This window comes from Streptomyces sp. NPDC092370, from assembly GCF_044755265.1.
Lineage (GTDB): Bacteria > Actinomycetota > Actinomycetes > Streptomycetales > Streptomycetaceae > Streptomyces.
The window spans coordinates 17,836-34,954 of sequence record NZ_JBIVQO010000017.1; the positions used below are offsets into that span (position 1 = coordinate 17,836).

The 17,119-nt window shown below is 72.0% G+C and carries 16 protein-coding genes; 15 read left to right on the forward strand and 1 reads right to left on the reverse strand.

Going from position 1 to position 17,119, the window contains the following annotated elements; all coding sequences use genetic code 11:
* Positions 1-127: 127 nt before the first annotated feature.
* The 11 genes from ACIQHQ_RS34470 to ACIQHQ_RS34520 all read left to right on the forward strand — a co-directional run bounded on the left by ACIQHQ_RS34470 (position 128) and on the right by ACIQHQ_RS34520 (position 13,240).
* Positions 128-1,786, forward strand: coding sequence for a CTP synthase (locus ACIQHQ_RS34470; RefSeq protein WP_352119912.1), 1,659 nt, complete (start codon positions 128-130; stop codon positions 1,784-1,786).
* 96 nt (positions 1,787-1,882) lie between these two features.
* A complete protein-coding gene (locus ACIQHQ_RS34475) occupies positions 1,883-2,509 on the forward strand; it encodes an NUDIX domain-containing protein (protein ID WP_402619825.1) in 627 nt (208 codons plus the stop codon).
* Between the two features lie 555 nt (positions 2,510-3,064).
* A complete protein-coding gene (locus ACIQHQ_RS34480; protein ID WP_402619828.1) occupies positions 3,065-5,104 on the forward strand; it encodes a tetratricopeptide repeat protein in 2,040 nt (679 codons plus the stop codon).
* 137 nt (positions 5,105-5,241) lie between these two features.
* A complete protein-coding gene (gene ald / locus ACIQHQ_RS34485) occupies positions 5,242-6,366 on the forward strand; it encodes an alanine dehydrogenase (RefSeq protein ID WP_402619830.1) in 1,125 nt (374 codons plus the stop codon).
* Positions 6,367-6,814: 448 nt separating this feature from the next.
* Positions 6,815-7,942 (forward strand): ParA family protein, encoded by a 1,128-nt coding sequence (locus tag ACIQHQ_RS34490; protein WP_402619833.1) that lies wholly within the window; start codon positions 6,815-6,817, stop codon positions 7,940-7,942.
* Positions 7,927-8,511, forward strand: a complete 585-nt coding sequence (locus ACIQHQ_RS34495; protein ID WP_402619836.1) for a hypothetical protein — start codon at positions 7,927-7,929, stop codon at positions 8,509-8,511. Before ACIQHQ_RS34490 ends, ACIQHQ_RS34495 begins: the two co-directional genes overlap by 16 nt.
* Before the next feature lie 18 nt (positions 8,512-8,529).
* Positions 8,530-9,627, forward strand: coding sequence for a segregation and condensation protein A (locus ACIQHQ_RS34500; RefSeq protein WP_402619838.1), 1,098 nt, complete (start codon positions 8,530-8,532; stop codon positions 9,625-9,627).
* Positions 9,624-10,307, forward strand: coding sequence for an SMC-Scp complex subunit ScpB (gene scpB, locus ACIQHQ_RS34505; RefSeq protein WP_402619841.1), 684 nt, complete (start codon positions 9,624-9,626; stop codon positions 10,305-10,307). Before ACIQHQ_RS34500 ends, scpB begins: the two co-directional genes overlap by 4 nt.
* Complete coding sequence (locus tag ACIQHQ_RS34510) at positions 10,307-11,425, forward strand: pseudouridine synthase (RefSeq protein WP_402619844.1); 1,119 nt, start codon at positions 10,307-10,309, stop codon at positions 11,423-11,425. The genes scpB and ACIQHQ_RS34510 overlap by 1 nt, the downstream gene beginning before the upstream one ends.
* Before the next feature lie 79 nt (positions 11,426-11,504).
* Complete coding sequence (locus tag ACIQHQ_RS34515; RefSeq protein ID WP_402619847.1) at positions 11,505-12,224, forward strand: NUDIX hydrolase; 720 nt, start codon at positions 11,505-11,507, stop codon at positions 12,222-12,224.
* On the forward strand, positions 12,221-13,240 hold the full coding sequence (locus ACIQHQ_RS34520) for an ADP-ribosylglycohydrolase family protein (protein ID WP_402619850.1): 1,020 nt from the start codon (positions 12,221-12,223) through the stop codon (positions 13,238-13,240). The genes ACIQHQ_RS34515 and ACIQHQ_RS34520 overlap by 4 nt, the downstream gene beginning before the upstream one ends.
* A 16-nt stretch (positions 13,241-13,256) precedes the next feature.
* On the opposite strand, the gene ACIQHQ_RS34525 is transcribed toward ACIQHQ_RS34520, so the two are convergent.
* Positions 13,257-13,694: a Rieske (2Fe-2S) protein gene (locus tag ACIQHQ_RS34525; protein WP_402619853.1), complete on the reverse strand. Its 438-nt coding sequence runs from the start codon at positions 13,692-13,694 to the stop codon at positions 13,257-13,259.
* 179 nt (positions 13,695-13,873) lie between these two features.
* Here ACIQHQ_RS34525 and aroH point away from each other — a divergent pair, with 179 nt between their 5' ends.
* From aroH to ACIQHQ_RS34545, 4 genes are all read left to right on the forward strand, one after another.
* Positions 13,874-14,236 carry a chorismate mutase gene (gene aroH / locus ACIQHQ_RS34530; protein WP_402619856.1) on the forward strand — a complete coding sequence of 121 codons (363 nt, stop codon included), beginning with the start codon at positions 13,874-13,876 and terminating at the stop codon, positions 14,234-14,236.
* Positions 14,233-15,318, forward strand: a complete 1,086-nt coding sequence (locus tag ACIQHQ_RS34535) for a prephenate dehydrogenase (protein WP_402619858.1) — start codon at positions 14,233-14,235, stop codon at positions 15,316-15,318. The genes aroH and ACIQHQ_RS34535 overlap by 4 nt, the downstream gene beginning before the upstream one ends.
* A 463-nt stretch (positions 15,319-15,781) precedes the next feature.
* Positions 15,782-16,444: a (d)CMP kinase gene (cmk, locus tag ACIQHQ_RS34540; protein WP_402619861.1), complete on the forward strand. Its 663-nt coding sequence runs from the start codon at positions 15,782-15,784 to the stop codon at positions 16,442-16,444.
* The gene (locus tag ACIQHQ_RS34545; RefSeq protein WP_390992019.1) at positions 16,441-17,088 is read left to right on the forward strand and encodes a 1-acyl-sn-glycerol-3-phosphate acyltransferase; all 648 of its coding nucleotides are present in this window, start codon (positions 16,441-16,443) and stop codon (positions 17,086-17,088) included. The genes cmk and ACIQHQ_RS34545 overlap by 4 nt, the downstream gene beginning before the upstream one ends.
* Positions 17,089-17,119: the final 31 nt, after the last annotated feature.

The window sequence follows — 17,119 nt, forward strand, 5'->3', positions numbered from 1 at the left end:
GCCCGTGGACCGGTGGGCCCCTTCCCGAACAGGGAACCCCCGAACCGCAGCGACGGCGCCCCGGAGCATTCCGGCGGCCAGCCGCACCGCACCCCCAGACCGCGACCACGGGAGCCCCGTCTTGGCCATGCCGCCCGCCGCTTTTCGTAACTCGACGACCAAGCACATCTTCGTCACCGGGGGTGTCGCCTCCTCGCTCGGCAAGGGCCTGACGGCCTCCAGCCTCGGCATGCTGCTCAAGGCCCGGGGCCTGCGCGTCGTGATGCAAAAGCTCGACCCGTACCTGAACGTCGACCCCGGCACGATGAACCCCTTCCAGCACGGTGAGGTGTTCGTCACCAACGACGGCGCCGAGACGGACCTGGACATCGGCCACTACGAGCGCTTCCTCGACCGCGATCTCGACGGCTCCGCGAACGTCACCACCGGCCAGGTGTACTCGACGGTGATCGCCAAGGAGCGGCGCGGCGAGTACCTGGGCGACACCGTGCAGGTCATCCCGCACATCACCAACGAGATCAAGCACCGCATCCGCCGCATGGCGACGGACGAGGTCGACGTCGTGATCACCGAGGTCGGCGGCACGGTCGGCGACATCGAGTCGCTGCCGTTCCTGGAGACCGTCCGCCAGGTCCGGCACGAGGTCGGCCGTGACAACGTCTTCGTCGTCCACATCTCGCTCCTGCCGTACATCGGTCCCTCGGGTGAGCTGAAGACGAAGCCGACCCAGCACTCGGTTGCGGCCCTGCGCAACATCGGTATCCAGCCGGACGCCATCGTGCTGCGCTGCGACCGTGAGGTGCCGACCGCGATCAAGCGGAAGATCTCGCTGATGTGCGACGTCGACGAGGCCGCCGTCGTCGCCTGCCCCGACGCCCGCTCGATCTACGACATCCCGAAGACCGTGCACGGCGAGGGCCTGGACGCCTACGTCGTCCGCAAGCTGGACCTGCCGTTCCGGGACGTCGACTGGACGACCTGGGACGACCTGCTCGACCGCGTCCACAACCCGGACCACGAGATCACCCTCGCCCTGGTCGGCAAGTACATCGACCTGCCCGACGCCTACTTGTCGGTCACCGAGGCGCTGCGCGCCGGCGGCTTCGCCAACCGTGCCCGCGTGAAGATCAAGTGGGTCACCTCCGACGACTGCAAGACCCCGGCCGGCGCCGCGGCGCAGCTCGGCGACGTCGACGGCATCTGCATCCCCGGCGGCTTCGGCGAGCGCGGCGTGACCGGCAAGGTCGGCGCCATCCGCTATGCCCGCGAGAACAAGGTGCCGCTGCTCGGCCTCTGCCTCGGCCTGCAGTGCATCGTGATCGAGGCCGCGCGCAACCTGGCCGACATCTCCGACGCCAACTCCACCGAGTTCGACCCCGCCACCGGGCACCCGGTCATCTCCACCATGGCCGAGCAGATGGACATCGTCGCCGGTGAGGGTGACATGGGCGGCACCATGCGGCTCGGCATGTACCCGGCGAAGCTGGCCGAGGGCTCCATCGTGCGCGAGGTGTACGACGGCAAGGAGTACGTCGAGGAGCGCCACCGGCACCGCTACGAGGTGAACAACGCCTACCGGGCGGAGCTGGAGAAGCAGGCGGGCATCCTGTTCTCCGGCACCTCGCCGGACGGCAAGCTCGTCGAGTACGTCGAGTACCCGCGCGACGTCCACCCGTACCTGGTCGCCACGCAGGCCCACCCGGAGCTGCGCTCGCGCCCGACGCGTCCGCACCCGCTGTTCGCCGGGCTCGTCAAGGCCGCCGTCGAGCGGAAGACTTCGAAGTAACACACCAGTTGTACGGTGGCCGGGGTGCATCCCTTCAAAGGGTGTGCACCCCGGTTTCGTTTCGGCAGGTCGCGCAGGGCACGTGGAAGGACAGGCATGACGATCAAGGACACTCCCGAGGAGTGGGAAGTCCGGGCGACGAACACCCCCTTCGTGGGCAACAAGACCTCCGTTCGCACCGACGACGTGGTCATGCCCGACGGCACCGTGGTCGGCCGTGACTACCAGGTCCACCCGGGCTCCGTGGCCGTCCTCGCCCTCGACGAGGCCGACCGCGTCCTGGTCCTGCGCCAGTACCGCCACCCGGTGCGCCACAAGCTGTGGGAGATCCCGGCCGGACTGCTCGACGTCCCCGGCGAGAACCCGCTGCACGCCGCGCAGCGCGAGCTGTACGAGGAGGCGCACGTCAAGGCCGAGGACTGGCGGGTGCTGACCGACGTCTACACCACGCCCGGCGGCTGCGACGAGGCGCTCCGGATCTTCCTCGCGCGCGATCTGTCCGAGGCGGAGGGCGAGCGCTTCGCGGTCGAGGAGGAAGAGGCCGACATGGAGCTCGACCGGGTGCCGGTCGAGGACCTCGTGCGGGGGGTGCTGGCCGGCGAGCTGCACAACACCTGCCTGGTCGTGGGTGTCCTCTCCCTGGTCGCCGCGCGGGGCGGTGACGGCCTGGACGCCCTGCGCCCGGCCCAGGCCCCGTGGCCGGCCCGCCCGTTCGAGGCCTGACCACCCGCCGGGGGCGGGGTTCCTGATCCCCCCCCCGGGCTGCGGGGTTCGTGCCCCGCTCGGGGGCGGGGAGCCCGTGCCCGGGCCGCGGACGGGCGCGAACCGCCGGAGGTCCAGCGGCGTCTGTGGGCCACGTTGCGTCAAGAGGGCCTTACCCCTGGTCTTCCCCCGGGGTGACGACGGCCTCGACGAGCTCACCCCGCGAAACCGCCGTCGCCACGGCACGCCGCTGCGCGACCCGGTGCCGGGGTGGTCGGGCGTGGCCCCTGCCCGGACGTACGGGGTGGGCACTGGGTCCGGCGCCGCCCCTGCTTGCCGGGTGGGTGCGGGTCCAGGGCGCGGGACCGGCTCCGTCCGCCGTCCGGCACGGTCTCCTCGTGGTGCGGCCGACCGGGAACCCCGCGATGTGAAGATCGGCTGATCCGATCGGGGGAAGTGCCGTCCCACCCCCCGCGCTCCACCCGGGGACGTTGCAGAGCGTGAATTAGGCTCTGTTGCACGCCCGAACCGGAGTCCCGGCGGGCTTGCGTGTGCGGTGGGACGGGAGTGTGGCCCGTGACGGATCAGGTCGTGGAGACAGGCGACGTGCGGCCGGCCGGGCGCGCTGCCGGGGAAATCGAGTTCCTGGGCCGCACACGGGAGTTGAAGGAACTGCGCGCCGACATCGAGCGCGCCGGACTCGACACCCTGGCGGGCCGAAAGGTCCCCCGCGCGCGTGTGCTGCTCATCGCGGGACGGCCCGGCTCGGGCCGCACCGCGCTCGCCGAGGAACTCGTACGGCAGGTCGCGGACCGTTACCCCGACGGGGTCCTGCGCGCCCGTCTCACCGACCCCGACGGCACTCCGGTACCCGTCGGACGTGCCGCCCGGGACCTCCTCACCGCCCTGGACGAGCAGGCGCCGGCCGGGGCCTGTGAGGACGACCTCACCGACGCCCTGCGCACCGCCCTGGCCGACCGCCGCACCCTGCTCCTGCTGGACGACGCGGCCGACGCAGAGCAGGTCGACGCCCTGCTGCCCGACACCGCCGACTGTCTCGTCGTCGCGGTCTCCGAAGGCCCGCTGACCGGCATCTCGGACGTCCGCCCCTGCACCCTGGGCGGCCTGGACGCCAAGTCCGGCGTGGAACTGCTAACCCGGCACACCGGCTCGGTCCGCATCACCGTCGACCCCCGGGCCGCCGAGGGCCTGGCCGAGGAGTGCCAGGGGCAGCCCGCCGCGCTGATGCTGGCGGGCGGCTGGCTCGCGGCCCGTCCCAAGGCCGCCGTCTCCGACCTCGCCAAGCAGCTGCGCGCCGAGGACACCGAGGGCACCGCCCTGACCCGGGTCTTCCGGCTCGCCCACGCCGCCCTGCCCGCGACCGCCGCCCGGATGCTGCGCCTGCTCGCCCTCGCCCCGGCGGGGCTGGTCGATCCGCAGACCGCCTCCGCGCTCGTCGGCTGCTCCGTCGGCAGAGCCCGTACCGTCCTGGACGACTTCGTCGCCCTCGGCTTCCTGCACGCGGTGGACTCCCCGCTGCCGCAGTACGAGGTGCCCGGCTGCCTGCACCCCCATCTGCGGGTCCTCGCCGAGCACCACGAACGCCCGGCCGAGCTCCAGCTGGCCCGCGCCCGCATGCTGGAGCGGACCGTACGGCTGCTCCAGGCCTGCCGGGCGATCACCGAGACCGACAGCCCCCAGGCACGCCAGAAGCTCCTCGACATGCCGCCCGCCCTGCGTTTCCCGACCCCGCGGGCGGCCGCCGACTGGCTGCGCCTGACCCGGCCCGCCCTGCTGGCCTCGGCCCGGCTCGCGGTCGCCGACGGGGAGCTGGACACCCTGGCCCGACGGCTGATGTCGCAGCTGGTCCGGGCGATGGCGGCGCACATCGGCACCCAGGCCGCCGCGCCCGACCTCTACGACATCCACGGCATGGTCCTCGACGTCGCCGAGCGCCGGAACCTGCCTCGCGAGCGGGCCGCCGCCCTGCTGAACCTCGGCGACCTCGACGCCCGCACCGGCCGCACGGCCGACGCCCTGGCGCGCTACCGGGTCGCGCTGGACGCCGGGCGTGAGGTGAACGACCCGTACGCGACCGGCCGCGCGATGGAATCCGTAGGCGGCGCGCACCTGGAGCTCGGTGACTACGACCGGGCAGCCGACTGGTTCGGTCGCGCCCTGGTCGAGCGGCTCGCCCGGGACGAGCGCGCCGAGGCCGCCCGGCTCTACGGTCGGATCGCCGCGGCCCACACCTTCGCCGGCCGCTACGGCGAGGCCCTGCGGAACTGGCGCGCCGCGATCGCCGGGCACCGCAAGAACGGCGATGCGGCCGCCCAGGCACGGGCGTTGGGCGAGCTGGCTCGGGTCCAGGAGTACGCGGGCCGGCCCGAGGAGTCGGTGCGCACCTGCCGCGAGGCCGTGGAGTGTGCGCGGCGCGCCGAGGACCCGCGGCTGCAGGCCGCCCTGCATCTGCAGGTCGCCGACACCCTCGAACACCTGGGTGATCCCGCGTCGGCCGGGCTGCACCGGGGCGCCGCCGAGCGGATTCTCGGCGACTCAAACCTTCAAAATGAGTCCGACGCCTGCGAAATCCGTACCGCATCAGCTGAAGATTGATGCAATGAAAGGCTAGACAGCGAGAACACCTTCATTAGACTGGCTCTGCCGCACGTTCTCCTGCGGTCTCTCCCGGTGTGCCCGCGTGTGCCCGGGTATGTCTTAGTAAGACCCCCATACCCCCTGAGCCAAGGACCGTGATCGACGTGAAGGTCGGCATCCCCCGCGAGGTCAAGAACAACGAGTTCCGGGTGGCCATCACCCCCGCCGGCGTGCACGAGCTGGTGCGCCACGGCCACCAGGTCGTCATCGAGCGCGGCGCCGGCGTCGGCTCCTCGATCCTGGACACCGAGTACGTCGCCGCCGGGGCGCAGATCCTGGACACCGCCGACGAGGTGTGGGCCGCCGCCGACCTGCTGCTGAAGGTCAAGGAGCCCATCGCCGAGGAGTACCACCGCCTCCGCAAGGACCAGACGCTCTTCACCTATCTGCACCTGGCCGCTTCCAAGGAGTGCACGGACGCCCTGCTGGAGTCCGGCACCACGGCGATCGCCTACGAGACCGTCGAGCTGCCCAGCCGCGCGCTGCCGCTGCTGGCCCCGATGTCCGAGGTCGCCGGCCGGCTGGCCCCGCAGGTCGGCGCCTACCACCTGATGCGTGCCAACGGCGGCCGGGGCGTGCTGCCCGGCGGTGTCCCCGGTGTGCTGGCCGGCCGGGCCGTCGTGATCGGCGGCGGTGTCTCCGGCTGGAACGCCGCGCAGATCGCCATCGGCATGGGCTTCCACGTGACCCTGCTCGACAAGGACATCAACAAGCTCCGCGAGGCGGACAAGATCTTCGGCACGAAGATCCAGACCGTCGTCTCGAACGCCTTCGAGCTGGAGAAGGCCTGCCTGGAGGCCGACCTGGTCATCGGCGCGGTGCTGATCCCCGGTGCCAAGGCGCCGAAGCTGGTCACCAACGAGCTCGTCTCCCGGATGAAGCCCGGAAGTGTTCTTGTCGACATCGCGATCGACCAGGGTGGCTGCTTCGAGGACTCCCGCCCGACCACCCACGCCGAGCCGGCCTTCCAGGTCCACAACTCGGTCTTCTACTGCGTCGCCAACATGCCCGGCGCGGTGCCGAACACCTCCACCTACGCGCTGACCAACGCCACGCTGCCGTACATCGTCGAGCTGGCCGACCACGGGTGGGTGGGCGCCCTGCGTCGCGACCCCGCGCTGGCCAAGGGTCTCAACACGCATGACGGCAAGGTCGTTTACCGGGAGGTCGCCGAGGCGCACGGCGTGGAGCACGTGGAGCTGTCCTCGCTGCTCGGCTGAACCCTCGCAGCCCGAAAGTCGGCTAAGCGACCAACCGGCAAAGGCGATACACCCCCCACCTCGGCTTTGCTCGATCGGGGGGACCCCCATCGCCGGTCGTCAACGCAGCGCACCCGGCCGGACCTTGCCCGACAAGGTCCGGCCGGATGTGTGTATGGTCACTTCGCGGTTCTCGAGCAACTCGCCTCGAACGTAACCCTTCAACCGATTCGCACACCGGTGAAACCTGCCGTGCGACGGCCGTACGCCCTTGACAGCGGGATGTTTCATTGCCGACACATCGGGCCGGGTCCGGCGGATTGTGTTGCTGCGGACGCCCGACACGCCATAGAGTCGCCAATCGTCGGCATGGTGCCACGCTGACCTGTCTAGAAGTTTCCTGGTCACCAAGGAGGTAAGACGACTTGTGAATGAGTCGACATTTACTCCCGGGGGTGGTCAACCAGGAATGCCTGCACGGGACCAGGGTCCCGCGGGGTTCGAGGCTGTCGGCTCCGTCGCTGTGCGCACCTTCGCAGCCCACCAGAGTCAGCAGGCGACTCACACAGCACACCAGAAGATGGATGGCCATCACGTGAACGCCATGGCCGGCGACGGAAGTGGCGCGCCCCACAACCACTTCGCCGACTACGACGAACTGCCCGAGGGGCACTTCTACGACCCCGACGCGGAGTACGAGCCCGACCCCGAGTACGCGGCCACTCTCGCGCCCGACGCGGCCAGACAGCGCCGGGAGCGGGTCGGCCCGACCGGGCGCCCGCTGCCGTACTTCCCGATCCCCGGGCCGCTGTCCGACCACGGCCCCGCGAAGATCATCGCGATGTGCAACCAGAAGGGCGGCGTCGGCAAGACCACGTCGACCATCAACCTGGGTGCCGCGCTCGCGGAGTACGGACGCCGGGTCCTGCTCGTGGACTTCGACCCGCAGGGCGCGCTGTCGGTCGGACTCGGTGTCAATCCGATGGAGCTCGACCTCACCGTCTACAACCTGCTCATGGAGCGGGGGATGGCGGCCGACGAGGTGCTGCTGAAGACGGCGGTCCCCAACATGGACCTGCTGCCCAGCAACATCGACCTGTCGGCGGCCGAGGTCCAGCTGGTCTCCGAGGTCGCCCGCGAGTCGACGCTGCAGCGCGCCCTGAAGCCGCTGCTGCCCGACTACGACTTCATCGTCATCGACTGCCAGCCCTCGCTCGGCCTGCTCACGGTGAACGCCCTGACGGCCGCCCACAAGGTGATAGTGCCTCTGGAGTGCGAGTTCTTCGCACTGCGCGGTGTGGCCCTGTTGACGGAGACCATCGAGAAGGTCCAGGAGCGGCTCAACCCGGAGCTGGAACTCGACGGGATCCTCGCCACGATGTACGACTCGCGCACGGTGCACAGCCGTGAGGTGCTCGCGCGGGTGGTCGAGGCGTTCGACGACCACGTCTACCACACGGTCATCGGGCGCACGGTCCGCTTCCCGGAGACCACGGTCGCCGGCGAGCCGATCACCACGTACGCCTCCAACTCCGTCGGTGCCGCCGCCTACCGCCAGCTCGCCAGGGAGGTGCTCGCCCGGTGTCACGCCGAGTGAGTCTGCCGGGGGCCGACGAACTCTTCCGTACGACAGGGGGGATGGCGCTTCAGTCGTCCCAGCCCAGGCGTCAGGCAGGCGGTGACGCCCGGGTGCCCGCTCCGGCGGGGGAGGGCGACGCCGCGGCGGTCGCGGAGGACGCGCCGCAGTCGGTGCCCGCGCAGGGTGGCGACGGCGAGGGCGCCGAGCATGTCGCGGCGGATGCGGAACCGGCCGAGGCCGGGGAGGCCCACAGCCGTTCCGCGGCCGCCGAGCGCTCCGGCTCCGCCCGTCGGCAGACGGCGCAGGAAGGTTCTGCCGCCGGGACCGCGGGGGCCGCGCCCCGCAAGCGCGGGCGCAACCCCTCGCGCCGCCCCAGCGGCCGTGAACGGCACGACGAGAAGATCACGGTGTACGTGTCGGCCGAGGAGCTCATGGACCTGGAGCACGCCCGTCTGGTGCTCCGCGGCGAGCACGGCCTGGCCGTCGACCGCGGACGCATCGTCCGAGAGGCCGTCGCCGTGGTCCTCGCCGACCTGGAGACCCGCGGAGACGCCAGCATCCTCGTACGACGACTGCGCGGGCGGTAGCGGTAGCCTGCGGGGGCCATGACCTCGAACGCTTCCCCACCACCCCCCGGCGGCCGGTCCGGCCGCCGGCGTGTGCTGGGCCGGGGAGCGGCGGCTCCGCAGGCGCCCGCGCCGGCTGAGCCGGCACAGGCCGCGGCGGGCCCGGCCGCGGTGGTGGAACCGGTCGCCGTGGAGCGGCCGGTCGCCGTGCAGGCGCCGGTCGCGGTCGCCGCGGAGCAGCACTCGGCCGGGGAGCCCAGGGCCGCTACCCCCGAGGCCGCCTCCGTGCCGCCCCCGGTTGCACCCGCCGACGGCACCGACGCCGACGTCGGGGTCTTCAAGGTCCGGCTCGCCAACTTCGAAGGGCCCTTCGACCTGCTGCTGCAGCTGATCTCGCGGCACAAGCTGGACGTCACCGAGGTCGCGCTGTCGAAGGTGACCGACGAGTTCATGGCGTACATCCGGGCCATGGGGCCGGACTGGGACCTGGACCAGACGACCGAGTTCCTGGTCGTCGCGGCCACGCTGCTGGACCTGAAGGCCGCGCGGCTGCTGCCCGCCGCCGAGGTGGAGGACGAGGGCGATCTGGCGCTGCTCGAAGCGCGGGACCTGTTGTTCGCCCGGCTGCTGCAGTACCGCGCGTACAAGCAGATCGCCGACATCTTCAGCGGACGCCTCGACGACGAGGCCCGGCGCTACCCGAGGACCGTCGGGCTGGAGGCGCACCATGCCGAGCTGCTGCCCGACGTCGTCATCAGCATCGGCGCGGAGGGCTTCGCGAAGCTCGCCGTGAAGGCGATGCAGCCCAAACCCAAGCCGCAGGTCTACGTCGACCACATCCACGCCCCGCTGGTCAGCGTGCAGGAGCAGGCGCAGATCGTCGTGGCCCGGCTCAGGGAGCTCGGCGAGGCCGGCTTCCAGGCACTCGTGGCGGACACCCACGACACCTTGACCATCGTGGCGAGGTTCCTCGCCCTGCTGGAGCTGTACCGCGAGAAGGCCGTCGCGCTGGAGCAGGAGACCGCGCTCGGCGACCTGCTCGTACGGTGGACCGGCGGGGACGGGGACGAGACCCCGACCGTCACCGACGAGTTCGACCGGCCGCCCGAGCCGCCGAAGGAGGAGAAGAAGGCGTGAGCGAGCCAACCACCGACCTGCCGGCCGGGCCGCGTACCGTCGCCGGTCTCGACCTCAAGCCGGCCCTGGAGGCCGTCCTCATGGTCGTCGACGAGCCGGTGACCGAGGAGCACCTCGCGAAGATACTGGAGCGGCCCGCACGCCGGATCGCGGACGCCCTGCGCGAGCTGGCCGACGAGTACACCGTCCAGGGCCGCGGATTCGAGCTGCGCCAGGTCGCGAACGGTTGGCGCTTCTACACCCGGGCGGCGTTCGCCCCGGCCGTCGAGCGCTTCGTGCTGGACGGCCAGCAGGCCCGGCTCACCCAGGCCGCCCTGGAGACCCTGGCCGTCGTCGCCTACCGGCAGCCGGTCAGCCGCAGCCGGGTCTCGGCCGTCCGCGGAGTCAACTGCGACGGTGTCATGCGCACCCTCCTCCAGCGCGGTCTGATAGAGGAGGCGGGCACGGAACCCGAAACAGGTGCGATCCTGTACACGACGACGAACTACTTCCTGGAGCGGATGGGCCTGCGCGGTCTGGACGAGCTCCCGGAACTCGCGCCCTTCCTCCCGGAGGCGGAGGCGATCGAGGCCGAGACCCAGGAAGGCGTACCGTCGTTCGACCCGGACGCGCCCGAGGACGCGCCGGGCCGCCCGGTGAGCCCGGGGACCCACGACGAAGACGACCAGACGGAACTTTGATGCGAAGCAGCAGCGGCAGGAACAGCAGCGGAAACAACGGCGGGAGCCGTGGTGGCAACAGCGGCGGCCGCGGCGGGAGTGGTGGTGGTCGCGGCAACTTCCGCGGCGCCGGCAACAACCGCGACGACAAGCAGGGCAGTGGCCGTCCGAAGAAGCCGCGCCCGGAGGAGCGCCGCTACGACGTGGGCCCCGGGGCGACCAAGGACGGCCCCAAGGCCGGGCGCGGAGGCGCGGCCCGCGCTGGCGCCAAGGGCGGCCCCAAGCAGCCTCAGAGGCAGGGGCGCACGGCCCCGGCGCGCCCCCGTGAGTACGAGGCGCAGATCGAGGAGCGCAACCGTGACCGGTACGCCGGCAAGAAGGAGGTCAAGCTCCCCAAGACCTTCCCCGGCGCCGAGCAGGAGGGCGAGCGGCTGCAGAAGGTCCTCGCCCGCGCGGGCTTCGGCTCCCGGCGCGCCTGCGAGGAGCTGATCGAGGAGGCCCGGGTCGAGATCAACGGCGAGATCGTCATGGAGCAGGGGCGGCGCGTCGACCCGGAGAAGGACGAGATCAAGGTCGACGGACTGACCGTCGCCACGCAGCGCTACCAGTTCTTCTCGCTGAACAAGCCCGCCGGCGTCGTGTCGACCATGGAGGACCCGGAGGGCCGGCAGTGCCTCGGTGACTACGTCACCAACCGCGAGACCCGGCTCTTCCACGTGGGCCGGCTCGACACCGAGACCGAGGGTGTCATCCTGCTCACCAACCACGGCGAGCTGGCGCACCGGCTGACCCACCCGAAGTACGGCGTGAAGAAGACCTACCTCGCGCACATCGTCGGGCCCATCCCGCGCGACCTGGGCAAGCAGCTCAAGGACGGCATCCAGCTGGAGGACGGCTACGCGCGCGCGGACCACTTCCGGGTCGTCGAGCAGACCGGCAAGAACTACCTCGTCGAGGTCACCCTCCACGAGGGGCGCAAGCACATCGTGCGCCGGATGCTCGCGGAAGCCGGCTTCCCGGTCGACAAGCTGGTGCGGGTCGCGTTCGGGCCGATCACCCTGGGCGACCAGAAGTCGGGCTGGCTGCGGCGGCTGTCCAACACCGAGGTCGGGATGCTGATGCAGGAGGTCGACCTCTAGGCACCACCGCCTCCGAGGGCTTGTGTGCACCAGCACCCCCTTTTATAGTCAGAGCGACTATAAAAGGGGGTGCTGGTGCATGGACGGCTACGACAAGTACGCCCACGAACCCTTCGCCGTCACCGTCGACCTGGCCGTGTTCACCCTCCGGGAGGGTGCGCTGCACGTGCTGCTCGTCGAGCGCGGGCAGGAGCCGTACGCCGGGTGCCGGGCCCTGCCCGGCGGGTTCGTGCAGCCGGACGAGTCCGCGGAGGCGGCCGCCCGGCGTGAACTCGCCGAGGAGACCGGCCTGTCCGACGTCTCCGGGCTGCATCTGGAGCAGCTGCGGACCTACAGCGAGCCCGGCCGCGACCCCCGGATGCGGGTGGTGTCGGTGGCCTTCGCCGCACTGCTGCCCGACGCACCCGAGGCGCACGGCGGCAGTGACGCGACCCGGGCCGACTGGCTGCCGTACGACACGGCGGGGCCGCTCGCCTTCGACCACGACCGCATCCTGGCCGACGCCCACGACCGCGTCGGCGCCAAGCTCGAGTACACCTGCCTCGCCACCGCCTTCTGCCCGCCCGAGTTCACCCTCGGCGAGCTCCAGCAGGTCTACGAGACCGTGTGGGGCACCGCACTCGACCGGCCCAACTTCCGGCGCAAGGTGCTCGCCACGCCGGGCTTCGTCGAACCCGTCCCGGGCGCGGCGCGACTGACCGGCGGCCGGGGCAAACCCGCCGCGCTGTACCGCGCCGGCACCGCCGCCGCCCTCCATCCGCCTCTCCTCCGGCCCGCCCGGGAAGGACGCCCCGCATGACCACGCTCGTCCAGAAGCAAGCCGCCACCGGAACGCTCACGGGCCTCGCCCTCGGGGATGCGCTGGGCTTTCCGACCGAGTTCGACGACGTACCCTCGATCCTCGCGACCCGCGGACCGTGGCGGGAGATGGAGCTGCCGAAGCGCGCCTTCGTCTCGGACGACACGCAGATGACGCTGGCGCTGGGCCGCGCCGTCCGGACGGCGATGGACCGGGGGCTGCTCACGCCGCTGCGGCTGGCCCGGCCCCTGCGGGAGGAGTTCGTGGACTGGTACCAGTCGCCGGAGAACAACCGGGCTCCGGGCCGCACCTGTCTGAAGGCCTGCATGCTGCTGAAGGACGAGAGCCGCCCCTGGCAGGACGCCAGCCAGATCCACTCCAAGGGCTGCGGTGCCAACATGCGCGTCGCGCCCCTGGGGCTGGTGCCCGGCCTCAGTGACGAACAGCGGGCCGGTGCCGCCCAGTTGCAGGCGGCGCTGACACACGGGCATCCCACGGCCCTGGCGGCCTCCGACCTCACCGCACACGCCGTACGCCTGCTCGCACAAGGTGCCGAGCCGACCGGGCTGGTCGGCCTGCTCCGCTCGTACGCCCTGGAGAACCGCAGTCACTACCACGAGCGCTGGCTCGGCGACCTGTGGCGCCGGACCGAGGACCCGAGCCCCGAGCGGTTCATCGCGCGCGGCTGGGAGGAGTGCCTGGAGGCCCTCGACCGGCTCCAGCGCGCCGTGCGCACCGTCTCGCCGGAGACCGACCCGTGCCTGGTCACCGGCGAGGGCTGGGTCGCCGAGGAAGCCCTGGCGACCGGGCTGCTGTGCTTCCTGCTCTTCGTCGACGAGCCGGTGACGGTCCTGCGGCGGGCCGCCTGCACCGTCGGCGACTCGGACTCGATCGCCTGCCTGGCGGGCGCTTTCGCGGGCGCCTACCTGGGCGCGGGCGCCTGGCCCACCGAGTGGGCCGACCGCGTCGAGTACCGGAGCGACCTGCTCACCCTCGGGGCGCTGTGGGACGCGTGAGGCGGAGGGCGGGCCCTCACGCCAGGCGGATCGAGTTCCCCTCCACGGTGATCCGCTCAGCGGGCAGCGGCCGGGTCGCCGGGCCTTGAGCCACCGCGCCGTCGGCGATCTCGAACCTGCTGCCGTGGCAGGGGCAGTTGATCGTGCCGTCGGAGACGGACCCCACCGCGCAGCGCTGGTGGGTGCAGATCGCCGAGAAGGCCTTGAACCGGCCCTGCTCCGGCTGGGTCACCACGATCTCCTCGTCCTTGAAGATCCTGCCGCCGCCGACCGGGATCTCGTCGATGGTGGCCAGGACCCGGCCGGCGGGCCCGCTGGACGCTCCCTCGCCGGTGGGGGAGTCCGTGGACACGGAACCGTTGCCGCCGCCCCCGCCGCAGGCCGCGACGAGCGCCGCCGCACCTGTCGCGCCCGTGCCGAGGAGGACCGTGCGGCGCGTGGACTCGTAGCTCATGTCGTCACTCCGGAAGGGCCGAGGAGAGGATGAATCAGACGTTGGTTCATTTTGCACCGAAACTACCCGAAGGTCCCGAACCCGGTGTCTCACCGGGCGGGCGCCGCGCACCCGGGCCGCGCGGGCTGACTAGGCTGGCCGGAGGCAGAGCGACACGTACGTGAGCAAGGAGCATCGCCGTGGCGGTACGAGCGGTCCGGGGCGCCGTCCAACTCGAGCGGGACGAGGCCGGGCACATGGACGAGCAGGTCGGAGCCCTGCTCACGGAGATCATCGAGCGCAACGATCTCGCCGCCGACGACCTGATCAGCATCTGGTTCACGGCCACGCCCGACCTGCACAGCGACTTCCCGGCGGCCGCCGCCCGCAAGCTGGGCATCATCGACGTCCCGCTGATCTGCGCCCAGGAACTGGACGTCGAGGGCGCCATGCCGCGCGTCGTCCGTGTCCTCGCGCACATCGAGTCCGACCGGCCCCGGGCCGACATCGCCCACGTCTACCTCGGCGAGGCGGCCGCCCTGCGCAAGGACATCGCCCAGTGAGGACCGCACTCGTCATCGGCACCGGCCTGATCGGCACGTCCGCCGCCCTGGCCCTGTCCCGGCGGGGCGTCACCGTGCACCTCGCCGACCCGGACCCGGAGCAGGCCCGTACGGCGGCCGTGCTCGGAGCCGGGACGGACGGGGCGCCGGACGGGCCCGTCGACCTCGTGATCGTCGCCGCCCCGCCCGCGCACGTGGCCGACGTGCTCACCGACGTCATGCGCCGCGGTACGGGACGCGGCTACCTCGACGTCGCCAGCGTCAAGGGCGGGCCGCGCCGCGAGCTGGAGGAGCGCGGCCTCGACCTGTCCGCGTACATCGGCTCCCACCCCATGTCGGGGCGGGAGAAGTCAGGCCCGCTGGCCGCGACCGGGGACCTCTTCGAGGGCCGCCCCTGGGTGCTGACCCCGACCCGGGACACCGACACCGAGGTGCTGAACCTCGCCCTGGAGCTGGTGTCGCACTGCCGTGCGGTGCCGGTGGTGATGGACGCCGACGCCCACGACCGTGCCGTCGCCCTCGTCTCCCACATGCCCCACCTGGTCTCCAGCCTGGTCGCCGCGCGGCTTGAGCACGCCGAGGAGGCCGCCGTACGGCTGTGCGGGCAGGGCATCCGGGACGTGACGCGGATCGCCGCCAGCGACCCCCGGATGTGGATCGACATCCTCTCCGCGAACCCCGCGCCCGTCGCCGACCTGCTCACGGACGTCGCCGCCGACCTGGAGGAGACCGTGCGGGCCCTGCGCGCCCTGCAGTCCCGCGACGAGCACAAGCGCCGCGAGGGCGCCGACGGGATCGAGGACGTGCTGCGGCGCGGCAACGCCGGGCAGGTCCGCGTCCCCGGCAAGCACGGGTCCGCGGCCCGGGCCTACGAGGTCGTGGCCGTGCTCATCGACGACCAGCCGGGACAGCTCGCCCGGATCTTCGCCGACGCGGGCATGGCCGGCGTCAACATCGAGGACGTACGGATCGAGCACGCGACGGGTCAGCAGGCGGGTCTGGTGCAGTTGATGGTGGAACCGAAGGCGGCTCCGGTGCTGAGCGCTGCGCTGCGGGAACGGGGCTGGGCGCTCCGGCAGTAGGAGAGGTCGGCCGGTTCGTGCGCCGCATCCGGGGGCTGCCGCCCCGGTCCCCGCTTGGGCCTGAACGGCTTCGTCCTCAAGTGCCGGAGGGACCGGAGGTGGCTGAGCGCCGCCGTCGGCCGTGCGAGGGGGCAGGATGGGGCCGGTGCCGTCGTCCCTCGGGCGCCGGACGGGCCGGGCCGGCGGGCTTGCGCATCGTCGTCAGGCCGCGCCGCACGGGGCGGGGGCGGCCCGGCGGTGTCGGTCGGCCCGCGCCGCACGGGGCGGGGGCGGCCCGGCGGTGTCGGTCGGCCCGCGCCGCACGGGGCGGGTGCGGCAGGTGCCGCTCTCAGCCGCGGGGCGCTGCCGTGGACGCGCGGCCGGACGAGTGACCCGCACCCAGTAACCTTGTGCGGGGCACTCGCGCCCTCACCCCCGCCGAGCCCGGTTCAGGAAGGTCCCCACTGTGGAAAGCGCCACGCCAGTGATTGTCGCCATCGACGGCCCGTCCGGCACGGGCAAGTCGAGCACCTCGAAGGCCGTGGCGGCGCAGCTCGGGCTGAGCTACCTGGACACCGGCGCCCAGTACCGGGCGATCACCTGGTGGATGGTGAACAACGGCATCGACATCGACGACCCGGCGTCCATCGCCGCCGCGGCGGGCAAGCCCGAGATCGTCTCCGGAACGGACCCGGAGGGGCCGACCATAACCGTCGACGGCGTCGACGTGGCCGGCCCGATCCGCACCCAGGAGGTCACCTCCAAGGTCAGCGCCGTCAGCGCGGTGCCCGAGGTGCGCGCCCGGATCACCGAGCTGCAACGGTCGATCGCCGCTTCCGCGGAGCAGGGCATCGTCGTCGAGGGCCGGGACATCGGCACCACGGTGCTGCCGGACGCCGACCTCAAGATCTTCCTCACCGCCTCCCCCGAGGCCCGCGCCGCCCGTCGCAGCGGCGAGCTGAAGGGGGCCGACGTCCACTCCACCCGAGAAGCCCTGATCAAGCGGGACGCCGCCGACTCCAGCCGCAAGACCTCTCCGCTCGCCAAGGCGGACGACGCCGTCGAGGTGGACACCACCGCGCTCACACTGGCCCAGGTCATCGAGTGCGTCGTCACCCTCGTCGAGGAGAAGCGGGCCGGAAAGTGACCGAACTGCCATCGGCGCGGGGCGCCGAGGTCGGGCGGCGCATCGGCGTCGGCCTGATGTACGGGCTGTGGAAGCCGCGCGTGCTCGGCGCCTGGCGCGTGCCGGCCGGCGGCCCGGTGATCCTCGCGGTCAATCACTCCCACAACATCGACGGCCCGATGGTCATGGGCGTGGCGCCCCGGCCGACGCACTTCCTGATCAAGAAGGAAGCGTTCATCGGGCCGCTGGACCCCTTTCTGCTCGGTATCGGGCAGGTGAAGGTCGACCGCACCACCACCGACCGCACGGCGATCACCCAGGCGCTGGGCGTCCTGGCGGGCGGCGGCGTGCTCGGCATCTTCCCGGAGGGCACCCGGGGCGAGGGAGACTTCGCCTCGCTGCGCGCCGGGCTCGCCTACTTCGCCGTGCGCAGCGGCGCCCCGATCGTCCCGGTGGCCGTGCTGGGAAGTTCCGGGAAGCGGGGACGGTTGATAAAGGGGCTGCCTCCGCTGCGCTCGCGCGTCGACGTCGTCTTCGGCGAGCCCTTCGAGGCGGGCGACGGCAGCGGGCGCCGCACGCGCAAGGCGCTGGACGAGGCGACCGGGCGCATCCAGAAGCAGCTCGCGGCCCACCTGGAAAACGCCAGGCGCCTCACCAGGCACTGAGCGACACTGAGTAGTGGATCAGCCCGAACAC